Raw genomic sequence first — 25,652 nt, 5'->3', positions numbered from 1 at the left:
GCACCAATAAAAGAGCGTTTACATATATAACAAGTAATGAATATGATAGTAAATATCGTTTTAGTACAGCACTTAAAAATATTTATTCTCTTATATAATAGGGTATTTCTCGCATTTACTTATCAAATATATGAAGTTGGCATAATTATTGCTTATATAAAGGATGAGCGTATAAAAAGGGGGAATAGCAATGTTACATGATGTATACAAACCAAATCGTCACTGGAAGGATATTGAATTATGGAAAGATGTTACAGAAGAACAATGGAATGATTGGGTTTGGCAATTAACGAATACGATCAAAACTTTAGATGATTTAAAGAAAATAATTAACTTAACACCTGAAGAAGAAGAAGGTGTTAAAATTTCAACGAAAACGATCCCGTTAAACATTACACCGTACTATGCTTGGCTAATGAATCCTGATGACCCACGCTGTCCGATTCGGATGCAATCAGTACCGATTTCGGAAGAGTTATATAAAACAAAATATGATTTAGAAGATCCTCTTCATGAAGATGAAGATTCACCAGTTCCAGGATTAACGCATCGCTATCCAGACCGCGTACTATTTTTAGTAACGAATCAATGTTCTATGTATTGTCGTTACTGTACACGTCGTCGTTTTAGTGGACAAATTGGAATGGGCGTACCGAAAAAGCAATTAGATGATGCGATTGCTTATATTAGTGAAACACCACAAGTACGTGACGTTTTAATTTCTGGCGGTGATGGACTTCTAATTAATGATAAAATTTTAGAATATGTATTAAAGAATTTACGAGCAATCCCGCATGTCGAGATTATTCGTATCGGAACGAGAGCACCAGTAGTATTCCCGCAGCGTATTACAGAAAACCTGTGTAACATTATTAAAAAATACCATCCAGTATGGTTAAATACGCATTTTAACACTTCTATTGAGATTACAGAAGAATCGAAACTAGCATGTGAAATGCTTGCAAATGCAGGTGTTCCAATTGGAAACCAAGCTGTAATTTTAGCTGGAATTAATGACAGCGTTCCAATTATGAAAAAACTTATGCATGATTTAGTGAAAATTCGTGTTCGTCCATATTACATTTATCAATGTGATTTATCAGAAGGTATCGGTCATTTCCGTGCACCAGTTTCGAAAGGTCTTGAAATTATTGAAGGCTTACGTGGACATACATCTGGTTATGCAGTGCCAACTTTCGTTGTTGATGCACCGGGCGGAGGCGGGAAAATTGCGCTTCAGCCAAACTATTTAATTTCACAAAGTGCGGATAAAGTTGTTCTTCGTAACTTTGAAGGGGTTATTACAACGTATCCAGAACCAGAAAACTATATCCCAGGAAGAGCAGAAGGCTACTTTAAAGAAATTTATCCGACTTATGAAGAGAAACGTTCTGATATCGGTGTTGCAGGATTGATGAGTGATAAGAAATTTAATCTTGTTCCAGATGATTTACAACGTATGAATCGCCGCAAAGATTATGAAGTCAATGAAACGCATGCTTCTTTAAAAGATAAACGTGATAAGCGTGATCAATTAAAAGATAAAAAATATCAAGCACAAATAGCAAAGTTAGATGATGACAAAAAAAATGAGGGTGACGTAGTATGAATTGTATGTGGTGTGACAGTACAGAAGCGAAAGAAAGCTTGAATACTGTATATTGGGAATTACCAGATGGTACGAAAGCCATTGAAATCCAAGAGACACCATGTATTACTTGTTCCTCATGTGGAATGGACTATCAAGCAGACCATACTGTAAAAGAAATTGAAGATCAGTTGTTTTTAATTTATACGAAAGATTTGCCAAAACAACTAACATACGAAGAGTTGATGGGAAGACCACGTTTATTAAAAAGGAATTATTTCGACTTCTAACCAGCTTTTATGCTGGTTTTTTTCTTTTTTGCCTTGTATAATGTACCCAAGTTAGAAAGGTAGGGAATATTTTTGAAAAAGACATTTTACCATTATATGATGAAGCACCGTGCAGCTTTATTTAAAAATGAAATATCAGATTTAGCAGAGGCGATGTATGATGATTTAAGTTTTCCGAAGCAATCTGAAGACTATGATGTAATTAGTTCATACTTAGAGTTAAGTGGAATGCTAGAAAGTATGTCTATATTTGATGATGCATGGGATTTATATATACAAGAGAGATAAAAAGTATAAAAAAACATACAGAATACTTCACTTTAAAAAAGTAATGTATTCTGTATGTTTTTTTATACGAAATTTCTTGATTTGAAGCTAGTCTATTTACTAGCTTTTTTTGCGTTTCACATAAATTTTATGTAGTGATATTTTTTTATTGAAAAAATTTATGAATATAAGCTTCTGTGATAAGCGTTTTTATGTAGGTTGCATATACTGTTATCAAAATCACGACGTCAAAAAGAGGAGAGATAGAGATGGCAAGAAAAAAACAACCTAAATACAACGTAGGGGACATAGTCGTGATTACGCTATATGGAACCGTTGGAAAAATCACAAATATGAAGATTTTAGATGGAGTTTACGTATACGAAGTAAATAATCACGATGGGTTTTACGTTGAGCAAACTTTACAGCATGTTACAGAGCAGGAAATGAAAAAGGGCGACACAGAGTGGATTGAATTAAATTATAACTTTACGTTTGGTGATCTCGTGCAAGTAACTGGATATGATAAAGATGTTTTTCGTATTGTTGGTTTTCGTACAGAAGTATGGAGATATAAAAATGATGCATGGGAAGATACAATATATGAATTGTCACGAATTACTGATGGTGAATGGTTAGAAGCTGATGAATCAGATTTAACATTACTTGCCAATGCACAAACGGCAAATGCAATTTTGAAGAAAATGAAACAAGATAAAGCTGGTATGAATAAATTGGATTTAGGAAAATTGAAGTCGATTAACAATTCGAAAAAAGTAAGTGTAAAGACGAATCGCCAAGAAATTATTGATGGGTTATTAGATATTTATAATGATTATCATTTATTATTCGATACATTTAAAGATGAAGAATATAAAATTGTTATGGATGTTGTTCAAAATTATTTAGTTAAATTGACAGAGAAAAAATAGTTAACTAGAAAGAGAGAATAAATTGAACAACAACATATGCAGTATAAGGTATGCCTACAATTATTAAAAAAATAAAAAGCCATTTAATAAGAGAGTCTGCCCATTGATCTTCATGCATGAACTCTTCTTTTGTTTGCTCTACTTCGTATTGGTATTCCATTATTATTTCCCCCTTTGGATAGCTTGTACTAACATCGTATGCCCTTTGCCTACATGATATGACTTATAAAAAAAGAAAAACTATTTTTCTAATCTCATATACATAATTTTGAGATTTTTTCATAAAACAGAAATAAAGGAGTGATGCTCATGAAGGAAATTGAAGTCGTAATTGACACGGAAGAGATTGCGGAGTTTTTTTATGAGCGACTAATTGAAAGAGGGTACGTTCCAAAAAGAGAAGAAATTGAGGACCTGGCAGATATTACATTTGAGTATTTATTAGAGAAATGCATGATTGATGAAGTTTTTGATGAAGAGGAAGATTGAAAGTAACGGCGGGCTTAACTCGTCGTTTTTTACTCTTTACAAACTTGTCACAAATATAGACAAGAATTGTTGGTATAATTAAGAGAAAATTTTATACAAGAGGTGAAGGGATGTTCAAAAAAATTATTGATTCTTTATTAGGAAAGAAAAAACATCGTTCGTATTCAAGTAGTGATTATCGTCATAGAGGGCGCTCGTATTCAAGTAGCGATAATAAGCGACGTTCATCTGGTTATGGGCATCAGCATTATAAAAGAAAACGTAAAAGCCGTAGCTTATTTTCAAGTAGCTGATGAAATGGCGTCGTATACTAGCTTTATTTGATAGACCACTGCGAAAAAATACAATCGTTGCAGAGCGTTATAAGATTGAATCAGTAATTGGAATGGGCAGTTATGGGGTTACATATGTCGTTAATGATTTACAAATAAATAAATATAAAGTCTTAAAACAATTAAGACAAAGTAAACAAAGATATGAGTCTGGTAGAAAATCATTTGAGCAAGAGAAAGTGATTTTACAAACATTAAATCATGCGTCAATTCCTAAGCTACATGACCATTTCATATGGGAGAAAAAGAACTTTTTTGTGATGGAGTATATGCCCGGGGAAAATTTCGAAGATTATATTTTCTTGGATGGGCAAGTATATGAAGAACGTGAAGTTTTTGAAATTTTATATGAAGTACTAGGAATAGTTTCGTATTTTCATAGTAAAGGCATCATTCACCGAGATTTACGTATTCCAAACATATTAATGAAAGAAAATCAGATTAGTATTATTGATTTTGGATTGGCTAAATTGAAAGGTGAAGGTGATGAGCGAGCTATAACTTATGAAGGTGAACAAGCTTTGATGCGAGAAGTTCACTTTCGTAGCGATTTTTATGCGCTCGGTCATTTCGTATTATTTTTATTGTATGCTAGTTATGAATCGACTGAAAAAAAGGAAAAACCTTGGTATGAAGAGTTAGTGCTGGAAGAATATAATCGCGACATTCTAATGCGAATGTTACAAATGAAAGCGCCATACTATGAAAATGTACAAGATTTGAAAAAAGATGTAGCTTACGCTTTAGAAAGGATGGAGACTCCATGTTTCAAAAGTTTTTAGCAAGCGTCGGTATTGGTAGTGCAAAAGTAGATACTGTTCTTGAAAAAGATGAGTATATAGTTGGAGAAGAGATAGTAGGGAAGGTTCATATAACTGGAGGTTCAGTTAGCCAACAAATTGAAAGCATTTACTTAACGTTGTCGACGTCATATGTAAGAGAAGTGGATGATAAAAAAGTAACGGCAACGTATGATTTAGAGCGAGTTCGTTTAACAGATCCATTTTCTGTAGGGCCAAATGAAAAAGTGGAAATTCCATTTTCGTTTTTAATGCCAATTGAAGCACCATTAACACTTGGAATGAAAACGGTTTGGGTTCATACAGGTCTTGATATTAAACGTAGTATTGATCCAAGTGACCGTGATTATATTCAAGTGCTGCCGAATACGCTATTGAACAGTGTATTAAATAGTGTAAATCAATTAGGTTTTAAAGCGCGTCATATAGAATGCGAAGAATTACCGTATCGATTACGTAAGCAAGTTCCATTCGCGCAAGAATTTGAGTTTATTCCAGTTTCCGGAGAGTATTATGGGAAATTAGATGAATTAGAATTATTAATTTTGCCAAGTGCCCACGACCGATTAGAAATTATTATGGAAGTAGATAGAAAATCACGTGGATTGGCTGGTTTATTCGCAGAAGCGCTTGATCTTGATGAGAAGGTTATTCGCTTTACAGTAACAAGCGAAGATATTCCAACGATGCAGCAAAAAATTAACAATTATATTTTTTAATAAACTATGCATAAAAAAGAAATGGAGAGGAAAACTAAAACAACCGCTCCATTTTTTTGCATAGTGAGGTTATGTATGTGAAACGATATCGACATTTATACTTGTTAAGTTGTACACTACTCATTTGTTTTGTCGCACTATCACTTTCGTATCATACCGCTTGTATTGAAAAATTTGATAATGTAGTCGCACACTTTATTCAAAGTTTCCGAAACGATTATTTGACAACCTATTTTACTTGGGTATCCTTTATCGGTTCAAAAAGAATATATTTCCCGTTACTCATTATACTTGTAATGTATTTTCTTCTTAGAAAAAAAATATTAAGTGCATTACTTCTAACAATTAATTATTACGGATCACGTTATTTGAACAGTATGCTCAAACTATGGTACGAACGAGCACGACCTGATGTGACGCAGCTTGTTACAGCAACTGGATATAGTTTTCCGAGCGGTCATACGATGAATGCTACTGCTTTTTTAGGATTTATTGCATACGTCACAATTACAGAAGATCGTATTTCATTGCATAAAAAGTTGCTGATTATTTTTATAGCAAGCTTCGTTGTATTATCTATTTCAGTTAGCCGAATTTATCTTGGCGTGCACTATCCATCTGACATATTAGCCGGATGGGCAGCGGGCGGTAGCTGGCTCGTTTTATGTGTTATATTTCATAAGGCGTTCATTAAAAAAGAACCTATGTCAAAATAGGTTCTTTTTGCATGGGCTCCACATGAATATGAGCATGGTAAATTCCGAATTTCTTTCGAAGCATATCTTCAATATTGTCAGTAATACAATGGCTTTCGCTAACATCCATTCGAGCATCTACTTCAATTGTAATATCTACATACGTTTGATTCCCATACATACGAGCGCGAATATCTACAATATGTTCCACACCTGAAATATGCTCGATAGCATCAGCATATTCATCCATTTTCTCAGGATCGATTCCATCCGTTAGCATATGAGAAGCTTCTACGAAAATTTCCCATGCAGTCTTACAAATAATAAGACCGACAATTAAAGCAGCAATAGGGTCTAAAATAGGCATTTTGAACTGTGCTCCGACAATACCTATTACTGTACCAATACTTACGAGAGCATCTGATAAATTATCTTTTGCAGCGGCTTCTAACGACTTACTCTTTGTTTGAATCGCAATCTTTTTCGTATATTTATATACGAAATACATTACGACGGCAGAAAATAAAGCAACCCACGCAGCGAGTACATTAGGCGCAGCTTGTTTCGGACTTAAAAACGATTGAATTGCACTAATCACAACTTCTAATCCGACCGTTGCCATAATAAAGGAAGCAACAAGTGATGCGATTTGTTCTGCACGCGAATGCCCATATGGGTGATCTGGGTCACGAGGCTTACGAGAAATTTTTAGGCCAATTAATATTGCTAAAGAAGCACCAATATCCGTTAAGTTATTCAAACCATCAGCACGTAATGCGCTAGAGAGGGTAATATAACTGATGATGATTTTCAAAGAGGATAAAAATATGTAGGCTATAATGCTGACAATAGCACCTTTATCAGCTTCTTTATGAGAAAGAGAATCCATTTTAATCACTCGCCTTTCTACAGGGAATTTCTTTCTATACATAGAGTATCAAACGAAACTCGTGTGGGTCTATACAAACATTGTTGACTTTTTATAGCTTTTTAAGAAGGGGATAACAAAGTTTCGTTAAGGAAAAATATGTTGAAAAGTACAAAATGGAAATTTATTAAACAATTAATGATGATTATGGCAAATGGAAAGAGGGCGAGAATAATGATTCTCAAAATTTTTTTCTTATATATTTTTCACAAAATGACTCTTTGTAATTCCTCGTGTGAGTAATATATAAGAAATGATAACAAAATTCTTCAATAAGAAGAGGAGAAAGCATTATAATGTTCACTTTCCAGAGAGAGACAAAGGCAAAGAACAATTTGAAAACGAAAAAAACCTCTGATGATTTTTCAGAGGTTTTTCGTTTCTTAGTATGCTTCTAAAAACTCAGTAACTTGCTCTTCCGTTTTTGCATTTGCACTATGTAAGTGACCTAACTTTTCGCCATTTTGATATACAAGTAGGCTTGGAATACCCATTACTTGATACTCTTCAGCAATACTTGGTAACTCATCTTTATTAATAGAATACCATTCAAACTTATTGAACTCTTCCATTACATCTCCGATAAAGTTGTCCATACGTACACAATCTGGGCACCATGTAGTAAAGAACTTAACAACTACTGGCTCCTCGCTTGCGATGATGTCTTTGAATTCCTTGTCAGACTTGATTTCTCTCATGTTTTGTTGCTCCTTTTTCACTTATAATATTTGGGGTTATTTAGGCGGTGTTTTTGCCTAGAAACGAAAACTTCTACAAATTTTTTTCTTTCCGAATAATTCGTTTGCAAATTGATCCACCGCAGCTTCCTGAAGTCCCGGTAAGCGATGTGAGTAGGTGTCCAATGTGATGCCTACTCTTCTATGCCCTAATCGTTCACGCACAATCTTCGGATGTATACTTTGTTTTAACATAATTGTTACACGAGTATGCCTCAGATCATGGAACCTCACTTTTCTTTATAAGCTTTTTCCAGAGCTGTGTCAAACTTCTGAAACGGCAGACCAAATCGTAGTCATTATAGCCTTCACCATATCGCTCTTTTTCCTCAGATATTTTTTGTAGATGGTCATTTAGTGCCATTAAAGTAATGTCAGGCAAAATCAGCAATCTCTTTCCTGAAGAGGTTTTTAGTTCATGGAATCCCTTTGTAATGTGAGAGAGGTAACGGTTAACAGATAACGTTCGTCTCTCAAAATCAATGTCTTTCCATTGTAGACCTAAGATTTCACCTTTACGCATTCCACATGTAATAGCAAGAAGATAAGCGATATAATAACGGCTTTCTTTTGCATGTTTTAAAAAACGAAGAACTTCTTCCTCGGTTAAAAAGCCAGGGTGTTAACGCTGATTTAGTGGAAAGAGCTCATTATATCACTCTTTCGGAGGAGGTGAGTTTGGATGCGGAAATGGTTAAAGAAACTATTTTCGAAAAAACGCCCACCCTGCATTGTTCGTGAGGAACAAGAAGGTGAGCTTCAATTAAACGAAACTGATAGGATCTGTGAAAATTGTGCCCAAATTATGCATGGAAAAGGTATTGAAAGAGATGAATAGTACTCTTTACATCTTATTCCATATATAACAAAGCTGGTTAGCTTCTGATTCAAGCGCTATTAAATGATCATTATTAATAGAGTTATTCGTATACATTCTGTTCTTTTGGATGTTAAGAACCGTATAATTCACATCGTTATGTTCATTTGAAAATGTCGATTCGTTTAATAATGTCAGCGTTGAGTTGATGTTGTATTTATCAATTCGCTCTTTTTTTCCTTTGAAAAACAGTTTGATAAGATGCGGCTCATCATTAATGAGCAAACCGAGTTCAGGTGATGAGCGGACGATTAAATCATCTGATATCCAATGTGATTTACCTGGATCGAACCAAGAGACGTCTTTGTTTTTAATAAATTTTTTGTACTGTTTTATGACATCAATGTAGTTTTGCTTTTTCTTCTGATCAACCGTTTGCACTAATGTTTCGAAACATTCAAAAGGTAGTTCGTTTTGATGAAATTTAATAACAGTGTCTCGTAATTGTTTCCAGTAATCAAAAGCTGGTTGGTATTCCGGTTGAGATTTTAGATTTTTTACAAAGTTTGTTTTAGCTGCACTACTTTTCAGTGTGAAGTCTAGAAATTGTGTAAGTCCTACTTTAATTTCTGCCATATTACACCCCCTTTTCAAACATTACTAATTCGATAATGGAAAGGAAAATCCTGCATTTTTTAAGGAGGTGAGCTAGATGCTAGAAAATCTGATGTCCATGCACAATGGCTACGGCAAAGCTGATCCGCAAGAACAAGAGGGAATTATTACAACTTCTATCGATATCGAAAAGTTACAAGATGTTATAAGTCGAGCGGTAGTGATTTTGCAGGATTGTCCAGAAGATGCTGAACTTGATGATTTAAATGGGAGCATTAATGAAGCGTTGGAATTGTTACAAAAGTATTTGGGGCAATAAAAAAGGACGAGCAGTCGTACCTGCTGTCCTTTATAGGAGGAAAATTATTCTGGACTAGAACTACGAATAACCAGAAAACGCGCTTTTAACCAGTGTTGTCAAAGATGTAATAATCTGTGCAACATAAAAGCTTAGTCGGAATTCAAAACACCAAAATGGCTTGCGTTGGTAAACAGGCTCAAAAGTAGTATATGCAAAATGAAAAATTCCATACAAAAAGCAGACAACAATTTTGGTTGTCTGCCTGTGAGTTGAATGAGTTAGCTAATTGTGATAAATTGCTTTCCCATTACAAGAAGAGTGAAGCTGCTAGTTCAAACAGCTTGTAGGTAGTATTTTCGATATCTAAAAAAATATACAGAGAAAGCAGATAGGTGAAGAACCTGCCTGCTTACTACTGTAACAAAAGAAAGAAGTACTAGCCGTGGATACGACGGCTTGAAAATAGTATGTATTTTTATTTAAAAAATATTCAAGGGGTGAAGAAACATGGAGTGTTTGATAAATGGTGTCTATGAAATAGATAATGATTTTTTTGGTCCGATAAACTTTGCTAATGTTGTAGCTGTTTCATCAATACTTCAATTGATTGCAGGGGATTTAGTCGAGATTTTTGCACAAAGTAGCGTAGCTGGAGTTATTAGTAATGTAGAAGATAGTACGCATTTTGAAGCTGCAAGATTCCCGTCTCCAAAAGTATAAGTGGTATGAAACTTTGTAAGTAATGTAATATCAGGACATTCCAAAATTTATACTCGCCCTGTACAAGAACGGATAATTTATTTGTAGTGCATGAAGTATTTTAACGGTGTACAAGCTGTTTTGAAAGCGCTGGATAAATGAACGATGCACTGTTAAATAGTGTCTGATGATTGTAAACGAAACAGTCGAAGAAGAGCAGCGGTGTATGCAAAAAGAAATCATGATGTTTAGGTAAAGAAAGGTTACTGGTAAGGGAATCTACCGATTTAGTTTAGGAAAGAGTAACTCTTACCTTACTCCTTGTCCATAGAATACACAAAAATCTTACGTTTGTACAGGTAAATAATTTACAATAATTCTAGAGGGTAGAAAAATATTTGGAATGAGGGGATTGTTGATTTTAAAGGAGATAAAAGAGATTGTTATCATCTTACCGGTAATAAAGGGATATTGAAATAATAAAATATAAAATATTACATATCTTACTGAACAATATAATCTATTTAATAATAATAAAATCGCACGGAGGAGTTTTTTTCTGAAAATCCGAGTTGATGAAACTAGATAATTTGTATTACTGATATAACCGGAATATTACATGAGTGCTTTGTTTTTAAAAGTTATACTTTCTCTTCGCTCTGCCTTATGGTGGAGCATTTTTATTTTTTGTAATAGCAACAACTTGTCCAAACTTTTCAAGTTTAGCATACATAGTATGCAGTAATAGAGTAGAAAGGAGCACTATATATGTCTTGTTATTACTACTGTAAGAATTGTGAGAGTTACCAAAAGAAAAATCATGATTGCTGTAAAAAAAGAAGTGATTATTATAATAAGTGCGGTAAAAGATGTGATGACTGTTCTTGCGATCATAAGGAGAATAACCTTGTAAGAGCATCTGCTTTTAGAGCTGTAAATACAGTTGGTCAAAACCTTCCGGCAAATACTTTTGTTAAAGTATTATTTCAAAATGAACAATTTGATTTAGCGAACGAATATAACCCAGCAACATCAGATTTTACTCCGAAGACTAGAGGAGTTTATTCCGTAATTGGGACGATTGGTTTCTTTCCGAACGATACAAATTTAAATTATAGAGCACGTGTAGAGATTCGAGTGAATGGAAATGCGGCAATTGCTATAGATAACGACTTTTTTGGTCCGATAAATTTCGGTAATGTTGTAAGTGTTTCAACAATACTTCAATTACATGCGGGTGATATTGTCGAGATTTTTGCGCAAAGTAGTATAGATGGGGTTATTAGTAGTACAGAAGATGGTGCTCATTTTGAGGCTGCAAGATTCCCATCTCCAATAAAATAAAAGAAATGTTTAACTAATTATGGACTCTCTTTTTTTGTAAGGCTCTACCTTCTGGTAGGGCCTTTTAGTTAAAGTTGTTTAGACGATAATATATTAAAATAAGTTCATAAATACTTGATATGCAATACCTAGAGTTAATACGATAGCTAACAGTTTTGCTACCCATCTCGGTGCATTTAAATTTAGTAAAAGGGAATGACATATACTAAATGTAATGCAGAGTGTTAAAAGAATTGCGATAAGATATAAAATTAATAGGAAGAAAGGTTGCTCTATGGAGCCGAAGTCAATTTTGGATGGATTCATGTAATATGTACCTCGTTTTTTATTAATATATTAATATAATAATGAAAAATACAAGGAATTGGAAGAGTAATGTAATAAATACTATAAAAGTAAATTTGAAGTTATGGATGGAGTAGATAAAATAATCTTTGAAAGACTATTCAAAGCCAACATTTGTTTAAGTTTAATATACAAGAACGAATGTTCTTGGTATACTGGAAAATAAAAAAGGTGCGTTTACATGACAAATTTTAGTAATATAATTGAAAAACTAGATGAGATGATTTACAAACCGAATAATCTATTAATTACTAAACGAAAAGAAGAAAAGCAAAATTCAGAATATGCAGGAGGGGTATTCCAGCTAAATAATAGAAGCATCCGATTTAGGGTATCAAAAATTACGCCTAATAAGATTGGACAATTTGTTTCTTTCTGGGAGAAGAATGCCTCCATGAGCAATCAGGCATTTTCTTATGATTCAGCTCCTAACCTTTTAGTTATCACTTGTATAGCGGATAATAAACTAGGACAATTTATTTTTCCAAAAGAGATTCTTCTAAAAGAAAAAATATTAAAAACTCAAAATCAAAAAGGGAAAATGGCTATGAGGGTTTACCCGATTTGGGATAAACCTATTAGTAATCAAGCTAAAAAGAGTCAATTGTGGCAACTTCATTATTTTGTCGATTTAAGTGATACTGAAAATGTAGCTACAGATAAATTATTAAACTTATATTCATAGCGTATAAAATATTTGTTCAGGTGGATATTCGGAAATATTAACAGGATAAGCCGTTAAGTAAAGAATAAAAAAGGAGTATACAAATAAAGTATGCTCAAAAAAAGATAGGTTTTATGAGTGGAGAATCTCCATACGATAATATATGCGCATTTCATTAATATGTGTGAAATATCAACAAAATATCAACAGAATATCAATTAATAAGTTATTTTAGTTTTTAATGAAGTCATGTTTTTGTGAAATGAAAAAGAGCCGTTTCTTTTGAAAGATGCGGCTCTTTTTACTATTTTGTTATCGTACTGTTCGAAATGATAAATCATAAAATTATACGCTTAACAATTTGATAATGATCGGACTTCAGTTATATATTTCTTGAAGTCTGGATATTGAGATATAGTTTGGCAGGTAGGCGTGAGTAGTTGATTAATTAAAGATACATTTGTAATTACTTCGTTACAAGGACCATAGAATGTAACTTTTAGCTTTGAATTCGGGGGAACTTTGAATACGATAGGGATTTTTTTCATTAAATAAACTCCTTACATAACAGAGGTTATATGTTTATTTCCTTTTAATTAGGAAGACATATTAATATAATATGTAATTTTTATTGTAGTTGATTATTACATATACTGTATGAGTTGATGTAATTTCTATTACGTATCCAAATAGTGTTGTGAAAAAATATATATCATGTTTATAAAAAGCTTAAAAACAGACGAATATGAGGGAATAAGCGGTAATTAACTTGTCTCTATATAATAAATTGTAAAAAGGCAGCTTTTTTAGCTGCCTTTTTACAGGGAGATTGAAAAATCTTGGAGGTCATTCATGAGTATAAGCAAAAATTGCTTATATATAGTATGCACATTATTTATAGTTTTATCCCGATATTTATAGTAAGAAAGTTAAAGTTATCTTTTTAATATAAAGAAAAATATTCTAGATTGGCTATATATTTTGAAAAAACGATGAGATTATATTTATTTATCTAATAGAGAGTTTGTATTAGGCGTATGGGTCTAGCAATAAAACAAGCTTTGAATAAGATAATAAAAAGGAGTTGATTAGTAATGGGCTATATTGTAGATATTTCAAAATGGAATGGAAATATTAATTGGGATATTGCAGCGTCTCAGCTAGATTTAGTTATTGCTAGAGTTCAAGATGGTTCGAATACGGTCGATTTTATGTATCAAGGTTATGTGAAAGAAATGAAGAAACGTAGTATCCCATTTGGGAATTATGCATTTTGCCGTTTTATATCTATTTCAGATGCAAAAAAAGAAGCGCAAGATTTTTGGAATCGTGGCGATAAAAACGCTAAATTTTGGGTGGCAGATGTAGAAGTTCAAACAATGGTAGATATGCAAGGCGGGACTCAAGCATTTATTGATGAATTACGCCGATTAGGTGCAAAAAAAATTGGTTTATATGTAGGACATCACACGTATGTATCATTTGGAGCTCGCAATATTGATGCTGATTTTATTTGGATTCCTCGTTACGGAGGGAATAAACCAGCATATCCTTGTGATATTTGGCAATATACTGATTCAGGAAATGTTCCTGGCATTGGAAAATGTGATTTAAATCAATTAATTGGGAATAAAAATCTTTCTTGGTTTATAGGTTCAAATCAAACAAATCAATCTAGTATTGGAGATAGTAAGCAACCAAATGGAATTGGCATTGCAGTTTCAAAATATGATGATGGATACGGTATTAATTTATATGAAAATCCTGCGAATCCACAGTTTACGGGAAGACTTACGAAAAAAATCCCATATTTAATCTATAAAGGTTATTGGGGAGGTGGCGAAAAAGATATGATTTGTTTAGGTGGTGAACAACAGTGGGCCAAGTTAGAACATTTTAATGTACAATGGTTTTATGCATATTCAAAATACACACCTGGATATGAAATTAGAACGTACGATGGACCAAACGGGAATGATACAGGTGCGGTCGATGGGAAGGTCCCTTATCGTATTTGGAATCATCAAGATGGATATATAGATATAGGTGGGAACAAATGGATCAAAGAAGAACATGTGCAGATTAAATGATGTTAAAAAGTCGGCTTTATGCCGACTTTTTTATTTAATAAAGCTTGTCTCTGGCATGAAGAGAAATACTTGCGGAAAACACATTAATTTCACAATAGCGCTGTATAGTTCCTAATATACATTTATCAAAGTGAGGTATTTGAATTGAAAAAGAAAAAGCTATTTATGGGAACTATTATTACATGTGTGGCGCTAACATTGTCTGCGTGTGGTTCCTCAGAAAATGTTGCAACATCAAAAGTAGGAAACGTGACAGAGAAAGAGTTTAGTAAAGAATTAAGGCAAACATATGGAAAAAGTACTTTATCTCAAATGATGTTAAATAAGGCATTGCTAGATAAATATGAAGTTTCAGATGAAGAAGCTAAAAAACAAGTAGAAGCAGCGAAGGAACAAATGGGTGACAAGTTTAAAGTTGCTTTAGAGCAAGTAGGATTAAAAAATGAAGATGAATTAAAAGAGAAAATGAAGCCGGAAATTGCACTTGAGAAAGCGATTAGAGCGACTGTCACAGATAAAGATGTGAAAGATAACCATAAACCAGAAATGAAGGTAAGTCACATTTTAGTGAAAGATGAAAAAACTGCGAAAGAAGTAAAAGAGAAAATAAATAATGGTGAAGATTTTACTGCTTTAGCGAAACAATATTCGGAAGATACTGGTTCAAAGGAACAGGGCGGAGAAATAGCTGGTTTTGCTCCTGGTCAAACCGTGAAAGAATTTGAGGAAGCTGCGTATAAATTAGATGCAGGACAAGTAAGTGAGCCAATAAAAACATCTTATGGTTATCATATAATAAAAGTGACGGATAAAAAAGAATTGAAACCATTTGATGAAGTGAAAGATTCGATTCGAAAAGATTTAGAACAACAAAGACTACAAGATGCGACAGGTAAATGGAAACAACAAGTAATCAATGATCTATTGAAAGAAGCGGATATTAAAGTGACAGATAATGAATTTAAAGATACATTTAAATTTTCAGATGAGAAGTAAAGTTTAGAAGAAAAACAGAGATTTAGCATAGTGCTATATTTCTGTTTTTTAATTTTAAATAGAAAAGGGAACTCATATAGAGTTCCCTTTTCTCGTTAGTGTGTGAGTTATAAATAGATAGTAAGACAATACAATATTACATTTAAATATTAAGAATTACAATAGAAAATTTTGGTGTAAATAAAAAGGAATAAGTAATTACTTCGCAAAATGTTGAAATGATAATGTTTTAGTTAATTAATTTTGTTAAATATAAACTAAATATATTTTCTTAGAAATTGAATAGAGGACATAATTTAAAGATATGAATAAATTTCATAGATTAAAGTTGCATTTTGTTTGAAAAATTTACACGTTGCACTTCCGAAAGAACGTTCGTTCGTGTATAATTAGAACAAACGTTCCTTCAGGGTCGGGATTTCTACAAATTCATAAATAGTTTTGAATTGGAAAGCTACGATACATATAAATAAGAGATGGATAAAGTGTATTTAGAAGTGAAATTTCTGAATGGATAGATATAGAAAATTGAGGAGTAAAGAAAATGAATTATGTAAAGATACAGGAAAAAGGAAGAGAGTGGGTTCCATTTACAGTAATGTCGGAACAATTATTAAGTATGAGAAAAATTATTGGAGAGAAATTAAAAGTCCAAAGGCCGCTAATAACGAATGAAGCGAAAGAAAGCATTTCAGACAAATTATTAACTTCATTATTGTCTGAAAAAGAGATGTTAGTGACCTATTTTGAAGAAGGATATATACTTACGAGTTATATGACAGTGGTTCATATAAATCCAATGCAACAAATTGTAAAATGTACAGATGCATTTTATAAAACATATATATTTGCTGCAAGGGACATAATTGATGTAACTTAAAAGAAGCTGAATTTTGAAGTTTAGCTTCTGTAATTTATCCAGCTATTTGCGGGCAGTTAGATTTACACCTCAAAATTCGGCTGTGAGTCAGGCTGCCTGTAAAAGCCTAGTTTTTTTGAAGAGGGGAAGAACTAAATGAAAAAGCAGCTAGATGCAAGCTAGCTGCTTAGTCCCAGGGAAAGGGAGAAAAAGATTGGCACTCAAAAAATCGACGATAGCTGTGTATCAGCCTGAGTATAGTATAGACAAATTTTAAAATGTTATACAAAGATGATTACAGATCTGGTTAGGCCGTACCAACTTGGTTTTGATCTGCTAGATCAGAATCAAATGTATTAGTCGCGCTAACCCCACTAAAAGTGTTCACTACGAAACCAACGTTAGATGCGCCAGATCCGTTATAAGCTTTCGTATTCTCTTTTGGAGAAACGTTGTAGAAATCACCTAAGTTGAAAGATCCGTTACTATTTTGTACAACTAAATTCCCTACAACTGAGGGCATAATTTTCACCTACTTTATAAGTAATTGTTTGCATTACTATATGAAGGTATAGTCTAATTGGTTCATTTGACAAATATTCCGGAATAGAAAAATGTTTGAAGCTTTGTTTAATCAATCGAGCAAAAAGTATGTTAAAATTAACGAAGAGTTGAATTTTAAAAAGAATAAATTTGTATAATTAATATATACGGAATTAAAGGAGGCGAAATGTAATGGATGATGTTATAAAAACAGTGGATTTAACAGATGCAGAATCAAGTAAACTTGTTGCTTTTATTTATAGTAATGATGTTACATTGATCGAAAAAGCATTTTGTCCTAATGAAATCAAATTAAAGTTTAATGAAATAGCAATTTTATCGGCAATTAAAACCGCATATATTACGAAAGTATCTATAAGGAAAGAACTTGAAGCGATTTTTCACGATACAGGCGTTTTATTAGTGAAGCAAAATGTTGAAAGGAATAGTATTCAATCTATAACAATGCATTTTGAGCAATTTAAAAAGTTGCAAAATGAGATTGAGAATTTAAATAAAAGTATGCTATAAGACTAGGTGGAAATTTATTGATAGAGGTGGGCTCTGTTAAGTTGAAAAGTATTTGGATAAATCAAACCGTAAACATAAATATACTTTCATTAAGATGTAGCCTGTATTTATCGATGTGAGAAATGTAGGAAAAAGAAGATACAATTTAAAAATAATAAAGATACAAACAAAAAGAGTAACTATTATGGTTACTCTTTTTGCTTGTTAATATGTAATATTAAAAATACTTCTAAAGTATGAAATGAATTGATACTTAAGTGAGAAGTTGAATAAGAATAAAAAGAGTAATATTAATTGAAAGGAGGAGATGCAGTTGGAGCGAAACGACATTGGGAAACTTGTAATTATTACTGGAGTAACGCAAGGATTAGGACGTGCAATGGCTGATAGGTTTCATGAATTGGGATGGAAAATAGCAGGGTGTGGACGCTCAAAAAATAAAATTGAAGAGCTTAATAAATATTACGGTGCTTCACATGATTTTCAAATAATTGATGTTTCAAATCATCACCAAGTTAGTAAATGGGCAAGTCGGATTCTTAATAGGTATAGGGCTCCCGATATGTTAATAAATAATGCATCGATTGTTAATCAAAATGCACCGCTATGGAAAGTTACCGCTCAAGAATTTGAAAGTGTAATGAATGTAAATGTGAACGGGGTAGTAAATGTTATTAGGGCGTTCGTCCCGGCGATGATAGCTAGGAAAGAAGGAATTATTATTAATATGAGCTCTAGTTGGGGAAGAGAAGGCGAGGCTGAACTTGCGCCATATTGTGCTTCGAAGTTTGCTATTGAAGGTATCACACAATCTATGGCAATGGAACTGCCAAATGGCATGGCCGTAGTTGCTTTAGATCCAGGTGGAAGTATTAGCACTCCAATGCTTCATTTATGTGCACCTCAATATGTAAAAGAATCTCCTACACCTGAAATTTGGTCACATAAAGCAATTCATTATATATTAAATATATCAATAGATAAAAACGGAGATTCATTGACATGCCCGGTATGCACTTAATGTTCAGATAAGTATTAAATGTTATATTCACAGTTTTGAAGGACAAGTATATATTGAATTATGTAGGAAGCATTTGCAAATTATACATTCATCGAGAAACTCCTTGTCAAAAAGAGCGCCTGAAAGGTGCTCTTTTTTATTATTAGTACATTATGTGATGCACAAAATTACATATGAAAAATAAAATAATGAATTAAAGGTGATATTTGTTTATTTCGAATGTACTAGAAAATTTAAATATAGGTGATGGGAAATGAACCTACGCGATTTAGAATTGACAGGGGCATGGTTTCAAGTAGGAGGAAATCTTATAGCAGCTATTGGAACAACTAGAGGGTTTGCAGGAGAAGAAAAGATTGAGTCGGATCTTGTTATTGTAGGGAGTTCATTACAAGCCCTCGGATATATATTACAAATTATAGCAACTATTGATGTGAAAGATGAAGATAAATGTGAGAAGCAAGATGTGACTATAGATAATAAAAATAAAGCGCTAGCGAAAACGGGGATTGAGTTATTAGCTTTAGGTAATATTTCTAATGTAATAGGAACGTATTTTAATCTAAATGAACAAATAAAAGGAAATGATTTCCTTATAATTACTGGAAATAGTTTGCAATCAATTGGAGCCTTTTTAGGAGTAGAAGTAGCATTGAATGAGATAAGTGGAATACAGTGGATTATTGTATTAGGGAATTCAATGCAAAGTTTAGGTGCAGGATTACAAGCATATGAAGGTATTCACAATATATCAAAAGAAGAAAAGGGAAATGAAGACAGTAATATAGATAAAGAAAATCAACGTATAATAGGGCTAATAGGTATTTGGATACAGGCAATAGGTACTGTAATTTCAGCAATTGGATTAACTGAAATAGTAGAGGAACAACGATTGGAGGAATATAAGAAAAGGCAATGAAATACTCATTTAAATGAAGTTTGGAGTATTTCAATTTTAGAAATAGGACAAGATTGATGTGATAATTCTTTTTGTAGGCTGTTTCATATAGGTGTAGAATATACATATAAACGAACAGGTGAAAATACCTTGTTAACGTTAGTGAGAGGCTCCTCATTTAGTTATACTATTATATGTGATTTTTGTAATGATGAGTTCTTACATACGCTTTTAGAAATAACATGATTTCATAGGTTTGATAGTGTAGGAGATGGATGGGTAAGAATTGAAAAATAAACAGTAAGGAGTTTTTCAGACATGATGTACTTATTAGCAATTCTACTTCCGCCGGTAGCTGTTTTATTTTGCGGAAAGCCGTTTCAAGCGATTATTAATTTCATTTTAACCTTAATCTTTTGGGTTCCAGGAGCGATACACGCAGTTCTTGTCGTACATGATAAAAAAGCCGACAGGCGACTTAAAAGACAAGTTCAGGCGTACGATGAAATTAATAAAAGAAATAGAAGGTAAATTACGATTGGAAACATACAAAAAAGAAAGGGGATTTGATTCGCCTTTCTTTTTTGTATGCCAATCAAGTTTAAATTTTAGTATAGCGGTAAGAATTTTTAATATAAGTATTATGATAATAACTTTTAGAGTGTGCGTTTAATAAACCGGTGTAAATGCTTTCTGGCACGTTAAAGAAATCATACATACCATTCTTTAGTTGAATACGTAAAATCATAGAAAAAGGATTATAGCCAACAGCAACTATATTTTTTGAGATAACGGGAGATAGCTTCATCATTACGCAACTCCTTACTTATTATTTTAGATGTTTTTTTGTTGATAAGGGGATTGTCGTGTTGAAATCCTAATAATTAAAGAGGTATTATATTTATATGCGATATATCAAATGTTCTTTATACGTAATTATAAGGAAGTTCACACGAAGTACATATCGTTGTGCTATTTTTATTTCACCTTTGATTTATAAATAAGAAAATATTGACCATTTGAAAAAAAGGTATATTATTTATACGAGGTATTAAAAATTCACTTCTTACATTCTATGCTTTAAGGGGCAGCATTATTAGAAAAAAATAGAAGTGAAAATAGCTTGTATAAAAAGTATTTTAAAATTTATAATCTGTGAATTGGGAAAATATTGAATGCTCCAGGTCAATACACTTTCTTGACTAAATTCAATTGTGAAAGTGACCTCAATATTTTTAAGTAAATCAACGGGAGAATTGAAAGGCAGGAGAAAGTAACATGTCAGAAAATTATCGTTCTCGAGAGGAGCGAAGACAAGTTCAAAAGAAAAAACAGCCAGCTTCTAAAAAACAAAAACCAAAAGGTAAAACATCATTTTTTCGTAAGTTTTTAATTAGTTGTTTACTACTTGGTATTGTAGGTTTAGTGGCAGGAGTGGCTACCTTTTTCGTTATGATAAAGGACGCGCCGAAACTTGAGAAAACAAAACTTGTTAATCCGTTATCCTCAAAAATTTATGATAAAGACGGGAATTTGGTATATGAATATGGGAAAGAAAAACGGACGAATGTTACGTATGATCAAATCCCTAAATTAGTAGAAAATGCATTTTTAGCGACAGAAGATGCACGTTTTTATGAGCATAGCGGAGTAGACTTTAAAGGTACTGCTCGTGCAGTTTTAGTTAGTCTTAAGGGAGATTATGGCTCTCAAGGTGGTAGTACGATAACGCAGCAAGTTATTAAAAACTACTTCTTATCGATGGAAAAAACGTCAAAACGTAAAGTTCAGGAAATATATTTAGCCTATAAGCTAGAACAACAGTATTCAAAACATGAAATTTTAGAGATGTATTTAAATAAAATTAATTTAGGTAATCGTTCATATGGAATCGCAACAGCAGCACAAAACTACTATGGTAAGGAATTAAAAGATTTAACTTTACCAGAAGTTGCGATGCTTGCCGGTTTACCGAAAGCACCGAATAACTATGACCCAACGAAAAAAGAAAATGTTCAAAGGGCAACAGAAAGAAGAAATACTGTACTAAACTTAATGAATCGACATGGTTATATTACAAAACAAGAAATGGAAGAAGCATCGAAAGTTGACGTAGAAAAGGGACTTAAGACTGCAACTGAACTACAAGCAATGCCATATCCAGCATTTATGGATGCGGTTGTGAAAGAAGTAGAAAAAGAACTACCAGATGCTAATATTGGTTCTGACGGTTTAGAGATTTATACAACATTGGATCCAAAAGCACAGAAATTAGCTGATAATATTTTAAATACAAATATTATTGATTACCCAAATGATAAATTCCAAGGTGCTTTCACATTTATGGATACAAAAACAGGAGAAGTTCGCGCTATAGGTAGTGGGCGCGGTGAAAATAAAGCAGTATTTAAAGGGCATAATATGGCGATTGAATTAGATCGTGCAGCTGGTTCGACAATGAAGCCAATCTTTGATTACGGTCCTGCTATTGAATACTTAAAATGGTCTACTTATCATCAAATTGATGACTCTCCATTTAAGTATTCAACTGGACAAGAAGTGCGAAATGCAGACAGAAGTCATTTAGGCCCAATTACAATGCGTGAAGCATTAAAAATGTCGCGAAATGTTCCGGCAATTAAAACTGCAAAAGAAGTCGGAAGTAGTAAATCAAAAGACTTCTCCGAGAAGTTAGGTATTACATTAAAGCAAACGCCGGATGAATCTACAGCTATTGGTACAAATGAAGTATCACCAACTGAAATAGCTGGTGCTTATGCGGCATTTGGTAATGATGGTAAGTATACGAAACCACATTTTGTTAAGAAAGTAGTTTATCCAGACGGCAAGTCACAAAGTTTTGGACAAAAACCAAAACCAGTTATGGCGGATTCTACAGCATATATGATTACTGATATGCTTCGTTCAGTAGTGACATCAGGTACTGGTACAGCGGCAAATGTGGGCTCTTTAGATGTAGCTGGTAAAACAGGTACAACAAACTATGATTCAAAACAAATAGCGAAATATAAAATTCCAGAAAGTGCAACTCGTGATAGTTGGTTTGCAGGATATACACCGCAATATACGATGGCAGTATGGACTGGATATATGAAAGATGGTAAAGACGAGTATATTAGTAGTAAAAATACGAAAATTGCACAGTTGATTTTTAAAGAAATGATGAGCGAGATGGCTACAGATAAATCACGCTTTAAAATGCCAAGTAGTGTTATTCAAGAAGGTAGTGAGTTACGTATAAAGGGTGAAAAACGTGATTCATCTCCAAATACGAGCGTACCGGATACAACGGAACAACCAAAACAAAACCAACAGCAAAAAACTGAAGAAGAGAAAAAGCAAGAAGAATTAAAGAAACAGGAAGAACTTAAGAAACAAGAAGAGCAAAAGAAACAAGATGAACTTAAGCAACAAGAAGAGCTTAAGAAGCAAGAAGAGCAAAAGAAACAAGATGAATTAAATAAGCAAAATGAACAAAACAATGGAAATGGCCAAGGAAATACAATCCCACCGAACAATGGTGGAGGCCAAGGAAATACAACTCCGCCGAACAACGGTGGAGGTCAAGGAAATACAACCCCACCGAACAACGGTGGAGGTCAGGGGAATACAACCCCACCGAATAACGGTGGAGATGGCCAAGGGAATACAACTCCAACGCCACCAGCAACAACGCCACCAACTACTGGCGGGAACACAGGAGAAGTCCCTGCCAATAATGGACAATAAATAATGTATTTGAAAAGCACGTAAGGAATCGTAAAAAGCGGTTCCTTACGTGCTTTTTGTATTTAAAAAGGTCGTGATTTCTTACAATTTTTTTAAATATTAAAAGTACCATAGAAATTTTGAAAGTAAATTGATGGGAAATGATAAAAAATTTGAGTCGGAGGTATTGGATAGCTAGGGCTATAAAAAGTAGTACTACTAGGATGTGTGCCATGGTGCCAATATGAAGGGGTGACTTGGCCGGGCAATTGATATTGTTGCCATGCAGCAGGAAGTTCGATACCAACATCAGAACTAGCTGTATGGACGGCAGGAACATGTATTGAGGGAACTGACGGGACAACGGCAGTTATTCTTGTTGATACCCACATGAAAACGATCACTCCTAAGTTTCAATGATAAAGTAGTATATTCTTTTAATACTTATAAAGGTACACATAGATAGGACTTTCGGTTAAAACATACGTACAAAGTCGTAAGACCAATATGAATTGATGGTGGACCATTTATTATGAAAAGATACGTCTATTAGCGGAGGGAAAAGGAACATGAAAAATATACAATTGATGTGTTGATTGCAATATTTTACGTGTTTATGGAGGAATTTTAATGGAACGATTATGGACGAAATCATTTATTCAAATGACTATCGCGATGTTATTTTTATTTACAGGGTTTTATTTACTTGTTCCAACGCTACCGCTCTTTATTAAAGAGATTGGTGGAAATGAATCACAAGTTGGACTGATGATGGGAATGTTTACAATAGCGGCAGTTGTAATACGACCGATTATTGGAGGAATGTTAGATCAATATGGTAGAAGATCTTTTATTATTTTCGGACTCATATTTTTTGGGATAACGATGTATTCGTATAATTTAGCATCGACTATTGTCCTTTTAGCTGTTTTACGCGTTATTCACGGAGTGACGTGGGCTGTTTCTACAACAGCAGTTGGAACAGCGATAACTGATATTATTCCAGATTCACGTCGTGGTGAAGGAATGGGCTGGTATGGCATGGCGATGACAATCGCGATGGCAATTGGCCCGATGATTGGATTATGGGTTGTACAAAATTATTCATTTCATGGCCTATTCTTATTAGCAACTCTATTATCCTTTATGGCAGTAGTATTATCGTTAATAACGAAAATGCCATTCACGCCACAAAAAGAAAAAGGGAAAATTCAGCTGTTTGAAAAATCCGTTTTATCAATAACGATTGTTGTTTTCTTTTTATCGTTTGCATACGGAGGAATAACAACGTTTTTACCGTTATTCGCGTCGTCAATTGATGTGAATCCTGGGACATTCTTTCTTGTATATGCAATTGCTTTAACAATTGTAAGACCTATTTCAGGAAAAGTATTAGATAAATATGGAGAAGTTTTTATCATACTTCCGGCACTATGTATTACTATTTTAGCGATAGTTGTACTAACGATTTCAAATGGTTTGACAGGTGTAATGATTGCGGCGGCATTATATGGTGTTGGATTCGGTTCAGCACAGCCCGCTTTGCAAGCAGCGATGCTGACAATTGTTGATCCTAGTAAAAGAGGAGTTGCTAACGCTTCATTCTTTACCGCATTTGATTTAGGGATTGGATTAGGTGCGATTTTACTTGGAGTTGTTTCACAAATGTTTGGTTACCGTATTTTATTTGTTGGTAGTGCAATTTCTGGATTAATAGCTTTAATTCTTTTCGTCGTTTTTGTAAAACAACGATTAGGCAAAAAGGATTTTGCGTAAACAGGAAGAGCGAAGGTGAAAATTTCAATTGAACATGATGCTCTACGATGGTTTAAGGAAGAATTGCGTATAAAGTATGATGAATCGATTTGATTTATCCCGCTATTTGTGGGCAGTAAGACTCCCATCTCAAAATTCGGCGGGAGCCCTGCTGCCCGTAAACGCCGAATTGGTGTGGGCTAATAATCAGTGGGGGATGCCCCCCCACACTGATTAAAGTTTCACTTTATTGTAAGGTACGGAGGAAATAGCGCAATTCATCCAGGATATTCTTTAGGAATTGTTTCTGAGAAACCATTTCGGGAAATAGTGTCAGTTGAGAAAGACGTTATTTTATTTTTATAGATTTTGATAATCTTTGGTACTTTCAAAACTATGATTTAGTTGTCAGCTATCGTAAAGGAACGAAAAAAATTCAATTTAATTATGTAAAATAATAATTTTATTAAAAATAAATAAATTTTATATAAGAATTATATTTATGGGAATATGAAATAAATAATATAAAAAACGAGCTGTGCATGAATGCAGCTCGTTTTTTTATATTTGTTAAAGAAAAAGAGATTAAAGGTGTATTTAGTGGGATTATATGGATAATTGTTATATTTCGTTTTAGAAAATTGGAAAAGGATGTCTGTCCTTTCTTT

At 33.4% G+C, this 25,652-nt stretch carries 30 protein-coding genes and 5 pseudogenes; 24 read left to right on the top strand and 11 right to left on the bottom strand.

Annotation, left to right across the window (positions count from 1 at the left end; all coding sequences use genetic code 11):
• Positions 1 to 190 precede the first annotated feature (190 nt).
• The 4 genes from kamA (at position 191) to ACE38F_RS17010 (ending at position 3,077) form a co-directional block, all read left to right on the top strand.
• Positions 191 to 1,609, top strand: coding sequence for a lysine 2,3-aminomutase (kamA, locus tag ACE38F_RS17025; protein ID WP_002157965.1), 1,419 nt, complete (start codon positions 191 to 193; stop codon positions 1,607 to 1,609).
• Entirely contained in the window at positions 1,606 to 1,878 is a 273-nt protein-coding gene (locus tag ACE38F_RS17020) for a YokU family protein (RefSeq protein WP_002085797.1), read from the top strand. Before kamA ends, ACE38F_RS17020 begins: the two co-directional genes overlap by 4 nt.
• 72 nt (positions 1,879 to 1,950) lie before the next feature.
• Positions 1,951 to 2,166, top strand: coding sequence for a YozE family protein (locus tag ACE38F_RS17015; RefSeq protein WP_002085796.1), 216 nt, complete (start codon positions 1,951 to 1,953; stop codon positions 2,164 to 2,166).
• Between the two features lie 248 nt (positions 2,167 to 2,414).
• Entirely contained in the window at positions 2,415 to 3,077 is a 663-nt protein-coding gene (locus tag ACE38F_RS17010) for a hypothetical protein (protein ID WP_002119090.1), read from the top strand.
• Positions 3,078 to 3,081: 4 nt separating this feature from the next.
• Here the strand turns inward: ACE38F_RS17010 and ACE38F_RS17005 are convergent, their stop codons facing one another.
• Entirely contained in the window at positions 3,082 to 3,237 is a 156-nt protein-coding gene (locus ACE38F_RS17005; RefSeq protein ID WP_002018281.1) for a DUF3930 family protein, read from the bottom strand.
• 149 nt (positions 3,238 to 3,386) lie between these two features.
• On the opposite strand from ACE38F_RS17005, the gene ACE38F_RS17000 reads away from it, so the two are divergent.
• The 5 genes from ACE38F_RS17000 to ACE38F_RS16980 all read left to right on the top strand — a co-directional run bounded on the left by ACE38F_RS17000 (position 3,387) and on the right by ACE38F_RS16980 (position 6,133).
• A complete protein-coding gene (locus ACE38F_RS17000; protein ID WP_002012644.1) occupies positions 3,387 to 3,566 on the top strand; it encodes a YozD family protein in 180 nt (59 codons plus the stop codon).
• Between the two features lie 110 nt (positions 3,567 to 3,676).
• Positions 3,677 to 3,859, top strand: coding sequence for a hypothetical protein (locus ACE38F_RS16995; protein WP_215556247.1), 183 nt, complete (start codon positions 3,677 to 3,679; stop codon positions 3,857 to 3,859).
• On the top strand, positions 3,859 to 4,680 hold the full coding sequence (locus ACE38F_RS16990) for a serine/threonine protein kinase (protein ID WP_215556248.1): 822 nt from the start codon (positions 3,859 to 3,861) through the stop codon (positions 4,678 to 4,680). Before ACE38F_RS16995 ends, ACE38F_RS16990 begins: the two co-directional genes overlap by 1 nt.
• Positions 4,662 to 5,417 carry a sporulation protein gene (locus ACE38F_RS16985; RefSeq protein WP_215556249.1) on the top strand — a complete coding sequence of 252 codons (756 nt, stop codon included), beginning with the start codon at positions 4,662 to 4,664 and terminating at the stop codon, positions 5,415 to 5,417. Before ACE38F_RS16990 ends, ACE38F_RS16985 begins: the two co-directional genes overlap by 19 nt.
• Positions 5,418 to 5,494: 77 nt before the next feature.
• A complete protein-coding gene (locus ACE38F_RS16980) occupies positions 5,495 to 6,133 on the top strand; it encodes a phosphatase PAP2 family protein (protein ID WP_002119104.1) in 639 nt (212 codons plus the stop codon).
• On the opposite strand, the gene ACE38F_RS16975 is transcribed toward ACE38F_RS16980, so the two are convergent.
• From ACE38F_RS16975 to ACE38F_RS16960, 4 genes and pseudogenes are all read right to left on the bottom strand, one after another.
• The gene (locus tag ACE38F_RS16975; protein ID WP_375369267.1) at positions 6,120 to 7,001 is read right to left on the bottom strand and encodes a cation diffusion facilitator family transporter; all 882 of its coding nucleotides are present in this window, start codon (positions 6,999 to 7,001) and stop codon (positions 6,120 to 6,122) included. The two genes, ACE38F_RS16980 and ACE38F_RS16975, sit on opposite strands and share 14 nt — an antisense overlap.
• Before the next feature lie 422 nt (positions 7,002 to 7,423).
• Entirely contained in the window at positions 7,424 to 7,738 is a 315-nt protein-coding gene (locus ACE38F_RS16970) for a thioredoxin family protein (RefSeq protein WP_025150916.1), read from the bottom strand.
• A gap of 57 nt (positions 7,739 to 7,795) precedes the next feature.
• Positions 7,796 to 8,168, bottom strand: a pseudogene (locus ACE38F_RS16965) (site-specific integrase).
• Positions 8,169 to 8,177: 9 nt separating this feature from the next.
• Positions 8,178 to 8,330: pseudogene (locus ACE38F_RS16960) on the bottom strand (tyrosine-type recombinase/integrase); the annotation flags it as partial.
• Between the two features lie 129 nt (positions 8,331 to 8,459).
• On the opposite strand from ACE38F_RS16960, the gene ACE38F_RS16955 reads away from it, so the two are divergent.
• On the top strand, positions 8,460 to 8,615 hold the full coding sequence (locus ACE38F_RS16955; protein WP_002065248.1) for a hypothetical protein: 156 nt from the start codon (positions 8,460 to 8,462) through the stop codon (positions 8,613 to 8,615).
• 6 nt (positions 8,616 to 8,621) lie between these two features.
• On the opposite strand, the gene ACE38F_RS16950 is transcribed toward ACE38F_RS16955, so the two are convergent.
• On the bottom strand, positions 8,622 to 9,230 hold the full coding sequence (locus ACE38F_RS16950) for a hypothetical protein (RefSeq protein WP_002012636.1): 609 nt from the start codon (positions 9,228 to 9,230) through the stop codon (positions 8,622 to 8,624).
• Positions 9,231 to 9,306: 76 nt separating this feature from the next.
• Here ACE38F_RS16950 and ACE38F_RS16945 point away from each other — a divergent pair, with 76 nt between their 5' ends.
• The 3 genes and pseudogenes from ACE38F_RS16945 to ACE38F_RS16935 all read left to right on the top strand — a co-directional run bounded on the left by ACE38F_RS16945 (position 9,307) and on the right by ACE38F_RS16935 (position 11,553).
• Positions 9,307 to 9,528 carry a hypothetical protein gene (locus ACE38F_RS16945; RefSeq protein WP_193647140.1) on the top strand — a complete coding sequence of 74 codons (222 nt, stop codon included), beginning with the start codon at positions 9,307 to 9,309 and terminating at the stop codon, positions 9,526 to 9,528.
• Positions 9,529 to 10,044: 516 nt separating this feature from the next.
• A pseudogene (locus ACE38F_RS16940) lies at positions 10,045 to 10,230 on the top strand (hypothetical protein); the annotation flags it as partial.
• Positions 10,231 to 10,977: 747 nt separating this feature from the next.
• Positions 10,978 to 11,553: a C1q-like domain-containing protein gene (locus ACE38F_RS16935; RefSeq protein ID WP_375369265.1), complete on the top strand. Its 576-nt coding sequence runs from the start codon at positions 10,978 to 10,980 to the stop codon at positions 11,551 to 11,553.
• A 93-nt stretch (positions 11,554 to 11,646) separates the two neighbouring features.
• Here the strand turns inward: ACE38F_RS16935 and ACE38F_RS16930 are convergent, their stop codons facing one another.
• Positions 11,647 to 11,859, bottom strand: a complete 213-nt coding sequence (locus tag ACE38F_RS16930) for a hypothetical protein (protein ID WP_375369264.1) — start codon at positions 11,857 to 11,859, stop codon at positions 11,647 to 11,649.
• A gap of 220 nt (positions 11,860 to 12,079) precedes the next feature.
• On the opposite strand from ACE38F_RS16930, the gene ACE38F_RS16925 reads away from it, so the two are divergent.
• On the top strand, positions 12,080 to 12,583 hold the full coding sequence (locus ACE38F_RS16925) for a MepB family protein (RefSeq protein ID WP_002012628.1): 504 nt from the start codon (positions 12,080 to 12,082) through the stop codon (positions 12,581 to 12,583).
• Between the two features lie 332 nt (positions 12,584 to 12,915).
• On the opposite strand, the gene ACE38F_RS16920 is transcribed toward ACE38F_RS16925, so the two are convergent.
• Positions 12,916 to 13,110, bottom strand: a complete 195-nt coding sequence (locus ACE38F_RS16920; RefSeq protein WP_215556256.1) for a hypothetical protein — start codon at positions 13,108 to 13,110, stop codon at positions 12,916 to 12,918.
• A 546-nt stretch (positions 13,111 to 13,656) separates the two neighbouring features.
• Between ACE38F_RS16920 and ACE38F_RS16915 the strand changes: the two are divergent.
• From ACE38F_RS16915 to ACE38F_RS16905, 3 genes and pseudogenes are all read left to right on the top strand, one after another.
• Positions 13,657 to 14,506 (top strand): annotated as a pseudogene (locus tag ACE38F_RS16915) (glycoside hydrolase family 25 protein); the annotation flags it as partial.
• Positions 14,507 to 14,796: 290 nt separating this feature from the next.
• Positions 14,797 to 15,648, top strand: coding sequence for a peptidylprolyl isomerase PrsA (locus tag ACE38F_RS16910; RefSeq protein ID WP_375369262.1), 852 nt, complete (start codon positions 14,797 to 14,799; stop codon positions 15,646 to 15,648).
• A gap of 544 nt (positions 15,649 to 16,192) precedes the next feature.
• The gene (locus ACE38F_RS16905; protein WP_215556259.1) at positions 16,193 to 16,528 is read left to right on the top strand and encodes a YolD-like family protein; all 336 of its coding nucleotides are present in this window, start codon (positions 16,193 to 16,195) and stop codon (positions 16,526 to 16,528) included.
• A 286-nt stretch (positions 16,529 to 16,814) separates the two neighbouring features.
• On the opposite strand, the gene gerPF is transcribed toward ACE38F_RS16905, so the two are convergent.
• Positions 16,815 to 17,030, bottom strand: coding sequence for a spore germination protein GerPF (gerPF, locus tag ACE38F_RS16900; protein WP_001141569.1), 216 nt, complete (start codon positions 17,028 to 17,030; stop codon positions 16,815 to 16,817).
• A 212-nt stretch (positions 17,031 to 17,242) separates the two neighbouring features.
• On the opposite strand from gerPF, the gene ACE38F_RS16895 reads away from it, so the two are divergent.
• The 4 genes from ACE38F_RS16895 (at position 17,243) to ACE38F_RS16880 (ending at position 20,031) form a co-directional block, all read left to right on the top strand.
• Positions 17,243 to 17,581: a hypothetical protein gene (locus ACE38F_RS16895; RefSeq protein ID WP_375369260.1), complete on the top strand. Its 339-nt coding sequence runs from the start codon at positions 17,243 to 17,245 to the stop codon at positions 17,579 to 17,581.
• A 313-nt stretch (positions 17,582 to 17,894) separates the two neighbouring features.
• The gene (locus ACE38F_RS16890; RefSeq protein ID WP_375369259.1) at positions 17,895 to 18,602 is read left to right on the top strand and encodes an SDR family oxidoreductase; all 708 of its coding nucleotides are present in this window, start codon (positions 17,895 to 17,897) and stop codon (positions 18,600 to 18,602) included.
• 253 nt (positions 18,603 to 18,855) lie between these two features.
• Positions 18,856 to 19,521, top strand: coding sequence for a DUF6944 family repetitive protein (locus ACE38F_RS16885; RefSeq protein ID WP_375369258.1), 666 nt, complete (start codon positions 18,856 to 18,858; stop codon positions 19,519 to 19,521).
• Between the two features lie 297 nt (positions 19,522 to 19,818).
• Positions 19,819 to 20,031: a YqaE/Pmp3 family membrane protein gene (locus ACE38F_RS16880; RefSeq protein WP_002065263.1), complete on the top strand. Its 213-nt coding sequence runs from the start codon at positions 19,819 to 19,821 to the stop codon at positions 20,029 to 20,031.
• 70 nt (positions 20,032 to 20,101) lie between these two features.
• On the opposite strand, the gene ACE38F_RS16875 is transcribed toward ACE38F_RS16880, so the two are convergent.
• Positions 20,102 to 20,311 carry a KTSC domain-containing protein gene (locus tag ACE38F_RS16875; protein WP_033714709.1) on the bottom strand — a complete coding sequence of 70 codons (210 nt, stop codon included), beginning with the start codon at positions 20,309 to 20,311 and terminating at the stop codon, positions 20,102 to 20,104.
• A gap of 467 nt (positions 20,312 to 20,778) precedes the next feature.
• Here ACE38F_RS16875 and ACE38F_RS16870 point away from each other — a divergent pair, with 467 nt between their 5' ends.
• Entirely contained in the window at positions 20,779 to 23,250 is a 2,472-nt protein-coding gene (locus ACE38F_RS16870) for a transglycosylase domain-containing protein (RefSeq protein WP_375369255.1), read from the top strand.
• A gap of 92 nt (positions 23,251 to 23,342) precedes the next feature.
• On the opposite strand, the gene ACE38F_RS16865 is transcribed toward ACE38F_RS16870, so the two are convergent.
• Positions 23,343 to 23,621 (bottom strand): hypothetical protein, encoded by a 279-nt coding sequence (locus ACE38F_RS16865; RefSeq protein WP_375369254.1) that lies wholly within the window; start codon positions 23,619 to 23,621, stop codon positions 23,343 to 23,345.
• A gap of 238 nt (positions 23,622 to 23,859) precedes the next feature.
• Here ACE38F_RS16865 and ACE38F_RS16860 point away from each other — a divergent pair, with 238 nt between their 5' ends.
• Both ACE38F_RS16860 and ACE38F_RS16855 read left to right on the top strand, forming a co-directional pair.
• Positions 23,860 to 25,005: an MFS transporter gene (locus tag ACE38F_RS16860; protein ID WP_375369252.1), complete on the top strand. Its 1,146-nt coding sequence runs from the start codon at positions 23,860 to 23,862 to the stop codon at positions 25,003 to 25,005.
• A 225-nt stretch (positions 25,006 to 25,230) separates the two neighbouring features.
• Positions 25,231 to 25,442: pseudogene (locus ACE38F_RS16855) on the top strand (HesB/YadR/YfhF family protein); the annotation flags it as partial.
• Positions 25,443 to 25,652: the final 210 nt, after the last annotated feature.

It is taken from the genome of Bacillus altaicus, from assembly GCF_042136375.2.
Taxonomy (GTDB): Bacteria; Bacillota; Bacilli; order Bacillales; family Bacillaceae_G; genus Bacillus_A; species Bacillus_A cereus_U.
This window is presented reverse-complemented; position numbering and strand designations above follow the sequence as displayed.